The sequence below is a fragment of the Burkholderia sp. 9120 genome (assembly GCF_000745015.1).
Classification (GTDB): Bacteria; Pseudomonadota; Gammaproteobacteria; order Burkholderiales; family Burkholderiaceae; genus Paraburkholderia.
Window position 1 is genome coordinate 3,803,285 of record NZ_JQNA01000002.1, and the last position, 13,156, is coordinate 3,816,440.

The 13,156-nt window shown below is 64.0% G+C and carries 14 protein-coding genes; 4 read left to right on the forward strand and 10 right to left on the reverse strand.

The window, feature by feature from the left end; all coding sequences use genetic code 11:
• The first annotated feature begins 59 nt into the window (after positions 1–59).
• Positions 60–500, forward strand: a complete 441-nt coding sequence (locus FA94_RS25270; protein ID WP_035556340.1) for an ester cyclase — start codon at positions 60–62, stop codon at positions 498–500.
• An 88-nt stretch (positions 501–588) separates the two neighbouring features.
• Here FA94_RS25270 and FA94_RS39245 read toward each other — a convergent pair whose 3' ends face one another.
• From FA94_RS39245 to FA94_RS25285, 4 genes are all read right to left on the reverse strand, one after another.
• Positions 589–747, reverse strand: coding sequence for a hypothetical protein (locus FA94_RS39245; RefSeq protein WP_176059233.1), 159 nt, complete (start codon positions 745–747; stop codon positions 589–591).
• Positions 748–937: 190 nt separating this feature from the next.
• A complete protein-coding gene (locus FA94_RS25275) occupies positions 938–2,944 on the reverse strand; it encodes a bifunctional DedA family/phosphatase PAP2 family protein (RefSeq protein ID WP_035556342.1) in 2,007 nt (668 codons plus the stop codon).
• A gap of 113 nt (positions 2,945–3,057) precedes the next feature.
• Positions 3,058–3,795, reverse strand: coding sequence for a glycine zipper 2TM domain-containing protein (locus FA94_RS25280; protein WP_035556345.1), 738 nt, complete (start codon positions 3,793–3,795; stop codon positions 3,058–3,060).
• 113 nt (positions 3,796–3,908) lie between these two features.
• Positions 3,909–4,553, reverse strand: coding sequence for an HD domain-containing protein (locus FA94_RS25285; protein WP_035556347.1), 645 nt, complete (start codon positions 4,551–4,553; stop codon positions 3,909–3,911).
• A 699-nt stretch (positions 4,554–5,252) separates the two neighbouring features.
• On the opposite strand from FA94_RS25285, the gene FA94_RS25290 reads away from it, so the two are divergent.
• The gene (locus FA94_RS25290; protein WP_035556350.1) at positions 5,253–5,729 is read left to right on the forward strand and encodes an OsmC family protein; all 477 of its coding nucleotides are present in this window, start codon (positions 5,253–5,255) and stop codon (positions 5,727–5,729) included.
• 98 nt (positions 5,730–5,827) lie between these two features.
• Here the strand turns inward: FA94_RS25290 and FA94_RS25295 are convergent, their stop codons facing one another.
• Both FA94_RS25295 and FA94_RS38795 read right to left on the reverse strand, forming a co-directional pair.
• Positions 5,828–7,486, reverse strand: a complete 1,659-nt coding sequence (locus FA94_RS25295) for an NRAMP family divalent metal transporter (RefSeq protein ID WP_035556352.1) — start codon at positions 7,484–7,486, stop codon at positions 5,828–5,830.
• Between the two features lie 130 nt (positions 7,487–7,616).
• Positions 7,617–7,772 carry a hypothetical protein gene (locus FA94_RS38795; protein ID WP_156126702.1) on the reverse strand — a complete coding sequence of 52 codons (156 nt, stop codon included), beginning with the start codon at positions 7,770–7,772 and terminating at the stop codon, positions 7,617–7,619.
• Between the two features lie 1,140 nt (positions 7,773–8,912).
• Between FA94_RS38795 and FA94_RS25305 the strand changes: the two genes are divergently transcribed.
• Complete coding sequence (locus FA94_RS25305) at positions 8,913–10,493, forward strand: carbohydrate porin (RefSeq protein ID WP_231585029.1); 1,581 nt, start codon at positions 8,913–8,915, stop codon at positions 10,491–10,493.
• A 39-nt stretch (positions 10,494–10,532) separates the two neighbouring features.
• On the opposite strand, the gene FA94_RS25310 is transcribed toward FA94_RS25305, so the two are convergent.
• On the reverse strand, positions 10,533–10,766 hold the full coding sequence (locus FA94_RS25310; protein ID WP_035556356.1) for a hypothetical protein: 234 nt from the start codon (positions 10,764–10,766) through the stop codon (positions 10,533–10,535).
• Positions 10,767–10,840: 74 nt separating this feature from the next.
• A complete protein-coding gene (locus FA94_RS25315; protein WP_035556359.1) occupies positions 10,841–11,308 on the reverse strand; it encodes an Lrp/AsnC family transcriptional regulator in 468 nt (155 codons plus the stop codon).
• A 154-nt stretch (positions 11,309–11,462) separates the two neighbouring features.
• On the opposite strand from FA94_RS25315, the gene FA94_RS25320 reads away from it, so the two are divergent.
• Positions 11,463–12,104, forward strand: coding sequence for a LysE family translocator (locus FA94_RS25320; RefSeq protein ID WP_035556361.1), 642 nt, complete (start codon positions 11,463–11,465; stop codon positions 12,102–12,104).
• 98 nt (positions 12,105–12,202) lie between these two features.
• Here the strand turns inward: FA94_RS25320 and FA94_RS25325 are convergent, their stop codons facing one another.
• A complete protein-coding gene (locus tag FA94_RS25325) occupies positions 12,203–12,376 on the reverse strand; it encodes a DUF1289 domain-containing protein (protein ID WP_035556363.1) in 174 nt (57 codons plus the stop codon).
• Positions 12,377–12,548: 172 nt separating this feature from the next.
• Positions 12,549–13,058: a DUF1993 domain-containing protein gene (locus FA94_RS25330; RefSeq protein WP_035556365.1), complete on the reverse strand. Its 510-nt coding sequence runs from the start codon at positions 13,056–13,058 to the stop codon at positions 12,549–12,551.
• Positions 13,059–13,156: the final 98 nt, after the last annotated feature.

Below are 13,156 nucleotides of genomic sequence, written 5' to 3' on the forward strand. Positions count from 1 at the left end.
TATGATGAGGGCGGCGAGCGGATTGGGTTCGCCGCGACCTTTCCCCGGAGCCACCGATCATGACGCCGCCCGCCAGCGAAGATCTGATTCATCACGCCATCGACACGTTCTATCGCGCCTTCGAGCAGAAGAGCGTCACCCTGTTGCGAACCGTCGTCACGTCCGACTGGGAATACGTTCCGGAGCCCGCCGGCGTGGCGCCGGGACCGGACCAGATGATTCCGATCTTCGAGGACATCGCCACGGCGCTGCCCGACATGCACGTCACCCTTCTCGACGTGCTGATTCACGGCGAGCGGGTCGGCGTCCGCGCGGAGATCAGCGGCACGCAAACCGGGAAACTGCTCGGCATTGCGGCAAGTTCCAAACCGATCAAATTCGCGATTCACTCGTTCCATGAGATGCGCGGAGATCTGATTGCGAAAACCTGGCACCTCGAAGACTGGCTCGCGGTGTTCCGGCAACTGGGGCAGTTGCCGGCGTCGATCGAGCGGCCTTGAGCCGAGGCGAGGCGCTTAACTTCGCGATTGGCGATTTGCCTGGCGCTTCGGTTGGCGTCCGAACGACGAACGACATCGGGCGGCAAGCCTAATGATGCATTGCCGCGGCGATCATAAGATGAAACGGCAGCACCAGCAGTGCCGTGCCGGCGACGCCGAGCAGCCACAAGGCCACGAACCACAGGAAGCGGTGACGCGGCGCCGGCTTGGCGGCGTCGCGGGGTGTGGGTGGTGCTGGGGGTGACATCGCATCTCTCCTGGCGGTCTTGCCATCGCGCATCTTATCCACAGAAAATGTTCATATCCTTGTGGACAAGTCCTGGCCAACCGCGCCAACTACTTGAACACAGAGCGTTTTCCCGGCGGGAGCAGCGAACGCGCGATCGCCTGCTTCATGTGGATAGCCAGGCATCCCACGCCTTTGTCAAACCGGCGTTTTATTCTACCGGCGAAGCCAGCAGCGCCACCTGTACGCCGTCGCAAATCACCTTGGCCACCACCGACGCACCGAGCGCCGCCCCGGCGCGCGCATGAGAATCGAGCGTGCTTTCCGAGCGGTCGACCCGCAAGATGTTGATCGGCCACGAGTCCCGCGACAGCCGCTCATGCGCGAACGAGCCGACCCACAGCGGCGTTGCCGAAATGCCATTCTCGACCGCGTAACCGCTCGGCCAGAAGCGCAGCACGTCGCGTTCGTCGCGGGTGTCGCCGGCGCGCATGAAGACCAGCGACGACGGCACGCCGTTGTTGAGCTTCGGCAAGACCGGTAGCGACACCGCCGCGACGTTGGGCGACGCGAGCGAGAGCAGGCTGTGCGCGGACAGGTCCGTGCCTTCGATCCACCCTTGAGCGCGCAGTTGCCCGCGAATCGAATCGGCGTTCGACAGCCACTGCAGCGTGAGCGGCTCCTTGTGATCGCCGCCCATGTCCGAGCGATAGCAGGGCAGGCGCTTCCAGGCCGAGAGCGTCCATTGCGACTGGGTGACCAGCACGGGCGGGCGCCGCAACGTAGTGTCGGGCCGCGGCGCCGGCATCGCGACACCCAGTTGCACGCCGACGCTGACCAGCACGACCGCCAGCACCACGACCGGCATCAACGTACGGGCCGGCGGCGCCTCCGGATGCCGCCACATCGCGGTCAGCGCGACGATCGCGACCCACACATACGCGAGCGCCGCGCCGCCGATCGCGTCGGATACCCAGTAGCGCCCGAAGTACAGTCCCGCGAGCGCGACCACGATCACCACGACCGTGCTCACGGTCGCGACGAACACGCCCTCCAGTTTGCCGACCCGCCGCGCCAGCAGGAAGGCCAGGAAGCCGTAGACGATCACCGTCGCCGCCACGTGATTGCTCGGAAACGCGTACGCGTTGGACATCAATTCGTTGGGCGGCGCGCGGCGCATCGCGAACTGCAACGCGTAGATCAGCAATTGGGAAAAGACGACCGCCGCGAGCCAGTAGCCGATGGTGCGCCAGCGCCGCTCCAGCAGCATCCACACGACAACGGTGACGACCAGCGCCGCCAGCGTGAGCCCGCTGCCGAGCATCGCGAGACTCGCGAGCACGGTGTCGCCCCACGGCGTGCGAACCGACTGCAGAAAGTGATAGACCGACAGATCGACCTGCGTCAGCGGGTCGCCGCTGATCACGTCGTCGAGTACGCCGAAGAACAGCGCGCCCGACACCAGCACGATCAGCGAGGTGAGCAAAATGCTGCTGGCGTCCGGCGTCTCGGGGTCGAGCATTTTGCGCGCGAAGCGGCCGATCGGCCCTGGGTGCCGGCACGCCCAACTGCCGATATGGCGGCCGCCGGCGCTCGACCAGGCATTCGCATGCGAGAGCAGAAAGCCGGCCACGCGAAAGCTCAGCCAGACGATAGCCACCAGCAGCGCGAGAATCACGACGAGCCGGAACGACACCGCGCCCGCCAGCAGCACCGACGCGCCGAACACCACGCCCGGCAGGATATGGGCGGGCGCCCACAGCAGCGCGGACAGCACGTTCATGGCGTAGAAGCGCAGCGGCGGCATGCCCAGCATGCCGGCCACGACCGGCACGATGGCCCGCAAAGGTCCGATGAAGCGGGCCAGCACGACGCTCTTCGCGCCATGCTTGCGAAAGAAGCGGTGGCCCGCTTCGAGGACTTCGGGATGTTTGCAGAACGGCCACAACTGGACGATGCGGTCCTTGTAGCGGCCGCCGAGCCAGAAGCTCATGCCGTCGCCGGCAACCGCGCCCGCGATCGCCCAGACGAAGACCCAGACGAGACTGAGCGAGCCGGTGCCGGTCAGCGCGCCGGCGAGAAACATCGCGGTGCTGCCCGGAATGAAGGTGCCGATGACGGCGACGGCCTCCAGAAAGGCCGCGAGAAAGACGACCGCGAGCATCCATTGCGGATGCCCGGCGAGCGAATGCAGGAAGTGAAGGTAGGCGTGCTCCATCGTGCGCGATCGGGCGTCCTTGGGTAACGCTTGATCATAACGCGCACGGGAGCGTTCTTATTCCCTCGCTGACAAGTGCCGGCCGGCCAGACTGGCCGGAAGCGGTTAAATGTTCACGAAGCGCTCAACGAGTCGCCCGAGACGCGCACGCGTTCGCCGATCTGCACGGGCGGTTGCGTTTCATAGTTGAAGTTGCGGTAGCTGCCGTCCTGCATGCGGACCTGGACCTGGTAGGAGGTCTGCTTGCGCACCGCATGCTCGATGCCGTTACCCGCCAGGCCGCCGCCGACCACGCCCGCGATGGTCGTGAAAATCTTGCCGCGTCCACCGCCGATCTGATTGCCGACGAGACCGCCCGCCACCGCGCCGCCCAGCGCGCCGAGGCCCGTGGTCGGCTCGGGCGTTTGCACCGTGTTGATGGCGACGACTTCGCCCGCGTACGGATCGGCGACCGGCCGCTGCGCCGAAGAGGGATACGGAGCCTGGTATTCCTGATTGTTCGCGTAGGTCGGCGCGTTCACGGGCGCGCGCGGGCGCGTGTGATGCACCGGCGGGCGAACCGGCGCGGCTTGTTGCACGGGTTGCTGGGCGATTTGTTGCGTGGGTTGTGGAACCTGGGCCGGCTGGGGCGCGGCGATCTGCGCGCTCGCGGTCGGCGCAGGTTGCGCGGAGATCGCGCCGATTGCGGTGGCCGGCGTCGCCGGTTCCGTGACGGCGTGCGAGGTCGGCAGCAGACCGGTCATCGCGGCGATGCCGGTGGCGCTCGCGAGAATCACGGCGACCGCGGCCCCCGCGACCAACGGATGAATACGGCTGCGCTGCGGCTGGGTGGAAGTAAGGTTGTTGTTCATGGCGGACTCCGCGTGTAGGTGCCTGCAATAACGCGGCAGCGAGGCGAGCGGTGTACGCAAACAGCAAGCGGCTTTGTAAGGATTTGTACAGCTTTGTCCGAGTTGTTACAGATTCAGATTTCGTCGCTGAATTCGTCGAGAAAACGCTGCAAACGGGCGTGCCGAATACCGGCTAAACGGGTGCCGGTCGCGGTCTGAAAACCGGAGGCCAGTTTCAGCAGCTTGGTGTGGAAATGGTCGAGCGTGTAGCGCGTATCGTCCAACGGCCGGTGTGCCGCGTGCGGGTCCGCCGGATCGTATAACGCGCGGCCCATCCGTCCGGCGACGTAGAAGCAGCGCGCCACGCCCAGCATGCCGAGCGCGTCGAGGCGGTCGGCGTCCTGCAGCGTTTTCGCTTCGAGCGTGACCGGGGTCACGCCGGCTGAAAAACTGTGCGCCTCGATCGCGTGCGCGGTGGCCTGGATGGCCGCGTCCGTCCAGCCGAGCGACGTCAGCACGCGCGTCGCTTTCTCGGCCGACAGGCGCGAGGCCTGCGCACGCAGCGGCGAGTTCTTCTCGACGGCGACGCAGTCGTGCAGCAGCGTCGCCGCGAACAGCACTTGCGCGTCGCCGCCTTCTTCCGCGTGGATGGCCGCGGCGTTTTTCCAGACGCGCTGCAGATGCGAGGTGTCGTGCGAGCCGTCGCCGTTGTCGTCGTAGGCTTGCGGCAACAGGGTCTGCGCGAGGTCCTGGAAGGGGGCGAAGGCGGTGGCGGTCATCGGTGCGGTCCGTGAGGAAAGCCGCCGATTATCGCGCATCGTCTGGTGATTGCGGATTGCTGATCCGGCGACGCTGAACAAAGCGGGTTTTGCATCGTCATACTCTTTGAGCGGTCGCGTTAGGCGCGCCGCAGTGGGTGAGAGCAGTTCGACGATGTATTGGAGTGAGCTATGAAGATCGTAACGGGCAGGTTTGCCGTGTCGGTGTTGATGTCGGCACTCGCCTTGGGTGCCGCCAGCGCGGCGTACGCGCAGTCGGGCGGCAATAGTAGTGGCGCCGGCATGAGGGGCGCGCAGTCCGGGGCCGGGAATAATGCAGGCGTCCCGGGACTTGGCGTGACGCCGGGGGCCGGTCCGAGCGCCAGTCCCAGTCCGATGCCGGGCTTGGGCACAGCACCCGCCGCGCCTGTGATGGGTGCAACAGGCGGCGCGAGCTCCAATCCCAGCACCGCACGCGCCAACGGCACGAGCCTGTACGCGAATCCGGACCCGCGTGCGCCGGGGCTTGCGGGCCGAGTTGCGCCGCCACGTTAGTGAGCAACGCTGCCCGAACTCTGCGCGCTACGCGACTGCGTAACACTGTCCGACTAACTCCACCACGCTAGCGCTTAACGCCGGCCGCCACGCCAATCCCCAATAGTCCCCGATAGAATGCACGTCCCGACAACCGAATCCGGTTGAACCAGCAAGGAGAAGGGTATGGCGCACGGCGAGCACAAATACGACGTATCGGTACAGTGGACAGGTAACCGCGGCAGCGGCACCTCGGGATATCGCGCTTACGGCCGCGATCATGTGATCACGTCAGGCGGCAAGCCGGCGATTCCCGGCTCGGCGGACCCGGCCTTTCTCGGCGACGCCGAGCGCTGGAATCCCGAGGACCTGCTGGTCGCCTCCGCCAGCGCATGCCACAAGCTCTGGTATCTGCACCTGTGCTCGGACGCCGGCATTATCGTGCTCGACTATCGCGACGACGCCGAAGGCACCATGCTTGACGATCCGCAGCAGGGCCGTTTCTCACAGATCGTGTTGCGCCCACACGTAGTGATCCGGGCGGGCGGCGATGTCGAACTGGCCGCGCATCTGCATCACACGGCTCACGAAAAATGCTACATCGCGAATTCGGTCAACTTTCCGATTCTCTGCGAGCCGTCCATTTCGACCGACGCGGCTTAACAGGCATAGAACCCGCATTAACGCGGCGTAGCCGCAAACAATACCGTTGCCGCGCCCGCACTGAACAATCGCGAGCGCGGCAACCGGCGAAACTTCCGTCAGTGCAGCAACGTCATCTGCACGACCTTCACGATCACCAGCGCGACCGCCACGATCAGATAGCCGCGCAGCACCCCCATCCACACGCGTTTTGACATCGTCAATTGCGGCGCCGGCAGATCTTCCAGCGGCGGCATGCGCCATGTGTCGCGAGCCCCCTTCGCATAGACCGGCTCCGTTTCGCGTGCCATGCCGTTAGCGGAGTCGAGCCGGCGCTTGCGGACCACCAGCGTCGCCACATAACCTGCCACCGCCATCAGCGTGCCGCCTGCGAGTACTTCGATAATCGTTTCGCCGGTAATGTCCGGGTACATGACCGATGCCGTCAGAATGATGGAGAGCATGACGAGTACCCACACCACCGCGCCGGTGAAGAAGTTGAGTTTCTTCGAGTTCACCCACGGGCCGAGGACCGCGCGGTCGTTGCACAACAGCAGCAGGAACACGGTCGCGCTCGGCAGCAGCACGCCCGCGAGCGTTTGCACCGCTTCCGTCAGCAGGCCGAGCGGGCTGCCGGGAATCAGCACCAGCGTCGCGGCCGCTGCAATGATGCCGAAGTAGACCAGGTAGAAGCCCTTCGCGTCCGACACGCCGCGATGCAGCGAGTGACGAATCTTGAACACGTCGCCGATCGCGTAAGCGGTCGACAACGATACCGCCGCCGCGCCGATGATGCACGCGTCGAGCAACGCGATCGCGAACAGCACGGCGGGGGTGCGCCCGGCGTATTTCTCGAGGCCGGCTAGCACGCCGCCCGCGTCCGTGAAATTGCCGAACTCCGGCTTGCCGGCGTACAGCGCCGCGCAGAACGAAATCATCGCCACCGCGCCGATCATCACGAAGACGATACCGATCCACAGGTCCGCTTTTTCATACTTCATGAAGCGTGGCGTGATGCGCTTGTCGACAATGTAGCTCTGCTGGAAGAACAGCTGCCACGGCGCGACGGTGGTGCCGACAATGCCGATCACGAGCAGCATCACGTCGCTGAGTTTCGAATGAGCGGGCCAGTTCGGAATGAAGAAGTCGTGCGCCATCTGGCTGACCGGCGGATGAATCGACACCAGCACCGGCACCAGCAACAGGCTCAGCAGACACAGCACCACGGCGAAGCGTTCGAAGCGCCGGAAGTTGCCGGTACTGACCGCGGCCATCGTTACCGCCGCGGCGATACACACGCCGGCCACCTTCGGAATGCCGAAAAAATCCAGCACGAAAGTAATGCCGATGAACTCGGTCACGATCGTCAGCGCGTTCAGAATGAACAGATCGACCACACTGAACGCGCCCCAGAACTTGCCGAAGCGCTCGAAGATCAGCCGCGCATGGCCGACGCCGGTCACGGCGCCCAGACGCAGCACCATTTCCTGATTGACGAACAGCACGGGCACGAGCAGCAGCATGGTCCACAGCAAGGTGGTGCCGTAGTTCTGGCCCGCTTGCGTGTAGGTGCCGAAGGCGCCGGCGTCGTTATCGCCGACCATCACGATGAGACCGGGGCCGAGAATCGCGAGCAGCGTGCGGAAACGCGCCCACCAGGTGTTACGCGGCGCGGTGTCGTGATGGGCGATGGTGCCCAGCGCGCCTTTGATATCGCCGATGTGCGCCTCGTCGAGAACCGCGCTGCGTGGCGGTGAGACGTTGATGGGAGTGGACATGATGTGCCGCCTGATTGGATTGACTGGTTGAACGGATGCGGCGCGCCTTCAGGATCCGCTGGGCGTCAGTCGTCGAACGACGGCCGATCATGCGGATCGCGAAGGCGTGCTGCGGATAGGGGTGAGTCGATTACGACAGCGAGAACGTCGCGGCGTGAGCAGCCAATGCTTTGACGCGATGCCAGAACACGACGAGCCAGTGCGGCTTGATGCTGTGCAGCGCGAGGGCTGCGTCGCTGTGAATGTGGGTTTGTTGCAGTGTCGGAACGAGGATAGCGATGTACATGTTTTTTCTCCGTGCGTAATGTCTTACGTGGCATTGACGCGGGCTTTACGCGGTGTGCGGAAAGCCGGCAGACACGGAGCGGCGGCGCTAGGCGCGCGGCGGCATACGTCTACCTGCTTTCCTTAGGCAAAACGAAACTTGAATGGCGATGGGTCGGCATCTGGGATAACTGTCACTGTCCGGCATGGCGGCTCCTTATTTGCGGTGTGTACCGGCGCGGGCCTCGAATCGCGGACGACTGGAAGCCTGGTGCGCTCGATACCCACGTGTTTAGCCACGCCGGACCACGCCGCGATTCGAACGAAACGAACGATTCGAACCGGCGTGAGCCAGCGAGGCCGCGAGCCAGGGCTCGCGACGCGGTGCCAGACGGAATGCGGAGGTACGAAAGCACGCCGCGCCCGAATGGCGCTAGTTAATAAGGTGCACGGAGAGGGTTACTACGGCGCGCACCGTCTGCCTGCTGGCAAGACGGCGGCTGAGAAAAGAGAGCGCGGGCGTCGTGCTGGTCAGGCAGTGAAACTGTTCGAAGATCGACTACTGCTTGAGTCCAAGGCATTGGCCCCGTTTGTGAAGACGGGCGAATTTTATGCACTCCCGCAAGCAGAAGTCAACATGCTTCGTTAAGCGAAGCAAATATTCTTTGGCTGTCTCGCGAATCACGCGCGACGCGTTGCAAAAAGGCCATGAAGTCTTTCAGAAGCGACAGGAACGGCTGGCCGATGAAGGATTCCGGGGTCGTGTTCAATGCGCTCAGGTGCGTGCTATCGCGCGTTAGTTACGAGGATTCGGAGTGCGATATCTTTTACGCGGCCTTTACGCGGTTTTTACTTGCGATTCTCCAGACGTGCCGAATACAATCCGCCCGTCTCGTCAAATGGAGTCCCTCGTGGACACATGCTCTAGTAGTGGAAGTCCGACGCCGGTTTGCGCCGGCGCAGTATCCGCGGGTTAGCAGCAGGATCGTTCCTTCGCCGCTAACTCGCTCCGTTCGGGTTAGCGCGCTTCTTCAGTGACCGGTTCTCGCCGGTCAGTCAGCAGCACGCTCCCTCTTTTTGATCGCTATCGCAACGTCGCTTGCGAGGGACGGTCACGTCTTTACATCGCCCGGTTCAAGCCAGGCTCGATGGGAGTGAGCTTATGTTCGAAAAAATGTCGTCGGCGGGTGAGGTGGCGCGCTGTGCGCGCAATGTGCGGTTTGGTGGGGCGGAACTCGACGCCGCCAGGATCGTTAAAGCAGGGCGATGGAAGGCTGGGATTCCGGTTGGACTCACGTTGCTGTTGTCGGTTGGGAGTGTGTCTTCGGTGTTGGCGCAGACAGTAGGGCCTGCGGTTGTGGCGGTGCCCGTGTCTTCATCGGAGCCGACGCCTGCCGCGTCGGAGCCGACATCCTCCGCATCGGAGCCGACGCCTGCCGCACCGGCCGGTTTCTGGGAGCGCGCCACGCTGCTCGGCGACATGGGCGGCTTGCGCCCCTGGCTCGGCCATTACGGCGTGACCTTCAGCCTGCAGGAAACCAGCGAGTATCTGAACAACCTGAGCGGCGGCACGAAACGCGGCGGCGCCTACGACGGCTTGACCCAGTTCGGCCTCGTCGTCGATACGGACAAAGCGCTCGGCCTGCCCGGCGGCACCTTCAACGTGTCGGGCTTGCAGATACACGGCAGCAATCTCAGCACGCGCAATCTGCAGACGTTGCAAAGCGCGAGCGGCATCGAAGCGGATAGCACCACGCGACTGTGGGAGCTCTGGTATCAGCAATCGCTGATCGGCGGCAAGGTCGACGTGAAGGTCGGGCAGCAAAGTCTCGACCAGGAATTCATGGTGAGCCAGTTCGCCACGCCCTTCCTCAACGCAACGTTCGGCTGGCCGGTGTTGCCGTCGATCGATCTGCCGGCGGGTGGGCCGGCTTATCCGCTGGCGTCGCTCGGGGTGCGCGTGCGTGCCAAACCATCGGATGCATGGACCGTGCTGGCCGGCGTGTTCAACGGTAATCCGGCCGGTAGCGACGTCGGCGATCCGCAGCAGCAGAACCGTCACGGCACGAATTTCACTCTGCGCGGCGGCACGTTGTTCATCGGCGAAGTGCAGTACGCAATCAATCCGCCGCCGGCGAGCGGCTTGGGCGTAACGTCGACCGGCTTGCCGGGGACCTACAAGCTCGGCTTCTGGTACAGCACGCAGCATTTCGCCGACCAGCGTTTCGACAATACCGGGCTCTCGCTTGCGAATCCGGCGAGCAGCGGTGTGGCGGCGAACCATCGGGGCGATTACAGCGTCTATGCGGTCGCCGATCAGACCGTCTGGCAGCGCGGCGGCGATAGCCCGCAATCGGTCGGCGTGTTCGCGCGGATCATGGGCGCGCCGGGCGATCGCAATCTGGTGGACCTCGGCGTGAACGCGGGCGTGACGCTCAAGGCGCCGTTCAAGGGACGTGATAACGACGTCGCCGGATTGGCGGTGGGCTACGCGAAGATCGGCTCGCATGCACAGGGTCTGGCGAGCGATAGCGCGGCGCTGGGCGCGCCGGGTTATCCGTCGCGAAGTGCGGAGACCGTGGTCGAGGCCACGTATCAGTATCAGGTCGCGCCGTGGTGGCAGCTGCAGGCGGACGTTCAGTACGTGTTCCGGCCGGCGGGCGGCGTGCCGGATCCGCTGAATCCGGCGCAGCGCGTGGGCAATGAGGCGGTCGTGGGGCTGCGGACCACTATTGTTTTTTGAGGAGGCGGTTCGAACCCGGCCGGCTCGAACCCACTCACCTCAACGATTGCCGTCGAGCAGGTCGCCCAGCAGTTCGTCGAACGCAGCCTGGGCGTCTTCGAGTTCCTGCAGGGCGGCGTCAAATGTGGTCAGCGCGAATTGCGACGGCTGGCCGCTACCTGCCGGCGGAAATTGCGATTGCAGCGACGTGAACGCCGTCTTGACCCGCTGGGTCGCGGTCAATACGCGTTCCATCGCGGCTGCTTCTTCGGCTCGCGCCTTGTCGTGTTCCATGAAAAACTCCGTGCTCGTTCAGGCGGCTCGCGCCGCATCAAAGGCGTGACTATGCCACGATCCGCGGTTCGCGTTCAGAACAGCGGCAGGCCACCGTTGGCCTTCACTTCGCGCAACGACAAGGCCGATTCCACCGACGTTACGCCCGGCAAACTGCGCATCTCGTCGCGCATGAAGGTGCCGTAATCGTCGAGATCGCGCGCTACCACCTGCAGGATGTAGTCGGCGCTGCCCGACACGTTGTGACACGACAGGATGCGGGGAATCGCCTGCACCTCGCGCTCGAAGCGGGTCGCGAGCGCGCGGTCGTGCACCGCGAAGCGCACATGGACGAACGCCACCACGCCCAGGCCGAGCGCGGAACGCGACAGCACCGCGCGGTATTCGTCGATATAGCCGTCGTGTTCGAGGCGCTTCAACCGACGCGCGCAAGGCGTCTCGCTCAACCCCACCAGATCGGCCAGGCGCGCATTCGACATGCGGCCGTCTTTCTGCAGCGCGGCCAGGATCGCGCGGTCGGTTTTATCGAGGTCGGTTGTCATGATTTTGGGCGCTTGCGAAGGGCTTAGGGCGAATCGTGCCGGGGAGGCAAGATTTTAGCGTATTCCTCCAATTTTTACGTGGTCGGTCAAGCAATTCGCCAGCAAACCCTCCATCGACAGCGGCAAGATAGAGCCCTTAAAACAAGAGGCTTCTATGATTTCCGCACACCTGTTGGTCGTCTATATCGCTGCGCTGTTCGTCGTCTACGCCGTGCCCGGGCCGGACATGGCGCTGGTCCTGCAAACCAGTATCGGACGCGGCGTGCGTAGCGGTTTCGCGGCCGCCGGCGGCCTGGGTCTGGCGCGCGCGACGCACGTCACGCTGTCGGCCTGCGGAGTGGCTGCGCTATTGCGCAGCGCGCCCTGGTTGTACGAAGTGGTGCGTTATGGCGGTGCGGCGTATCTGGCGTGGGTCGGGATTCAGATTTTCCGTTCGCCGGTGTTTGCGTTGCCCGAAACGGGCGCAGCGGCAGCCGTTGCGAGCGTGGAGCCGCAGCCGTTGCGGGCGTCGTTCGTGAAGGGCTTGCTGACCAATCTGCTGAATCCGAAAGCGCTGTTGTTCTGTTCCGTGCTGTTGCCGCAATTCGTGCGCCCGGAGGCGGGGCCGGTGGCGTTGCAGATGGTCGAACTGGGGCTGGTGCTGCTAGCCGTCGGCGCGTGCTTCGATGTGTCGTTCGCGGTCGGCGCGGCGCGCATTGCCGGCTGGATGCGGGCGCATCCGCTCGCACAGACTTTGCAGCGCTGGACGTTTTCGGCGGCGCTGATCGGTTTCGCGCTGCGGCTTTCGCTGGATTGAGCGGCTTGACCTGACTCGATGAGTCAAGGCGGCGCGACAGTGGCCTGATGGGCCGCCGCTGCGCCGGGTTTCCAACGCGGCGTGCCTGGCCGTCGCGTCTATTTATTTAGCTTATGCTCGCGGCGCGAACGGTCCTCGATGATTTTCCTGCGATGCTTGTCTTTCATCTTCTTCCAGCTTTTGCACTCGTCGCGCGTGCGCAAGCAGCCAATGCATAAACCGGTTTTGCTGTCGAACTTGCAGATGTCGATACAGGGAGACTCGGTGCTCATGGTGGGTAGCGATCGGTAAAGGACAGCAGGACTCTCGCATGCACCGTGCCTGCACGCCAACTGATTGTGTTAATACAGCCGATAGAGAACCGCGCACGGGGATGCGGTTCACGCACGCTGGCCGGCATGGCCGTCATCGCCTTCCAGCCGCGTGTTTAAGCGTCACTAAGCGTTACTTGATCCCGCCCAGATAATCGAGCTTGCCGAGTTCGACGCCGTTGTGACGCAAGATGTCGTAGGCCGTCGTGACGTGGAAAAAGAAATTCGGCAGCACGAACCCCAGCAGATAAGACAGGCCCGTGAACTCGATCGGGCCGGTGCGCATTTTCAGCGTGATCTCACGCGCTTCCGAACCGTCGATCTGTTCTGCATTGAATTCCTTCAGATAATCAATCGTCTTTTGAAGGCGGGCATGCAGGTCGTCGAAACTCAGTTCGACGTCTTCATATTTCGGCGCTTCGACGCCGGCCAGACGCGCGGCGCATCCCTTCGCCGTGTCGCTCGCGATATACACCTGGCGCACCAGCGGCAGCATGTCCGGCGCGAGTCGCGCGTTCGTGAACACCGACGGCTCGATCTGTTTTTCCGCCGCGTGCGCCTGAGCCTTGCCTAGGATGACTTGCAGGTTCGTCAGGCCGCGAATCAGTACGGGCAGGGATGCTTGATACATCGAAATTGACATGGGGTTCCTCTGATTCTTTGATCGTGCGCGCGGGTGGCGCGCGAGGCAATGTAACGGCTGGATTGCCGCTGCAGCATCATAGCGCGGGCGGTCGGTCA

Excerpts from the sequence above, each read along its gene's own strand:
- FA94_RS25270 (WP_035556340.1), top strand. The coding sequence starts at position 60 with ATGACGCCGCCCGCCAGCGAAGATCTGATTCATCACGCCATCGACACG.
- FA94_RS39245 (WP_176059233.1), bottom strand. The coding sequence starts at position 747 with ATGTCACCCCCAGCACCACCCACACCCCGCGACGCCGCCAAGCCGGCG.
- FA94_RS25275 (WP_035556342.1), bottom strand. The coding sequence starts at position 2,944 with ATGGAGCACGCCTACCTTCACTTCCTGCATTCGCTCGCCGGGCATCCG.
- FA94_RS25280 (WP_035556345.1), bottom strand. The coding sequence starts at position 3,795 with ATGAACAACAACCTTACTTCCACCCAGCCGCAGCGCAGCCGTATTCAT.
- FA94_RS25285 (WP_035556347.1), bottom strand. The coding sequence starts at position 4,553 with ATGACCGCCACCGCCTTCGCCCCCTTCCAGGACCTCGCGCAGACCCTG.
- FA94_RS25290 (WP_035556350.1), top strand. The coding sequence starts at position 5,253 with ATGGCGCACGGCGAGCACAAATACGACGTATCGGTACAGTGGACAGGT.
- FA94_RS25295 (WP_035556352.1), bottom strand. The coding sequence starts at position 7,486 with ATGTCCACTCCCATCAACGTCTCACCGCCACGCAGCGCGGTTCTCGAC.
- FA94_RS38795 (WP_156126702.1), bottom strand. The coding sequence starts at position 7,772 with ATGTACATCGCTATCCTCGTTCCGACACTGCAACAAACCCACATTCAC.
- FA94_RS25305 (WP_231585029.1), top strand. The coding sequence starts at position 8,913 with ATGTTCGAAAAAATGTCGTCGGCGGGTGAGGTGGCGCGCTGTGCGCGC.
- FA94_RS25310 (WP_035556356.1), bottom strand. The coding sequence starts at position 10,766 with ATGGAACACGACAAGGCGCGAGCCGAAGAAGCAGCCGCGATGGAACGC.
- FA94_RS25315 (WP_035556359.1), bottom strand. The coding sequence starts at position 11,308 with ATGACAACCGACCTCGATAAAACCGACCGCGCGATCCTGGCCGCGCTG.
- FA94_RS25320 (WP_035556361.1), top strand. The coding sequence starts at position 11,463 with ATGATTTCCGCACACCTGTTGGTCGTCTATATCGCTGCGCTGTTCGTC.
- FA94_RS25325 (WP_035556363.1), bottom strand. The coding sequence starts at position 12,376 with ATGAGCACCGAGTCTCCCTGTATCGACATCTGCAAGTTCGACAGCAAA.
- FA94_RS25330 (WP_035556365.1), bottom strand. The coding sequence starts at position 13,058 with ATGTCAATTTCGATGTATCAAGCATCCCTGCCCGTACTGATTCGCGGC.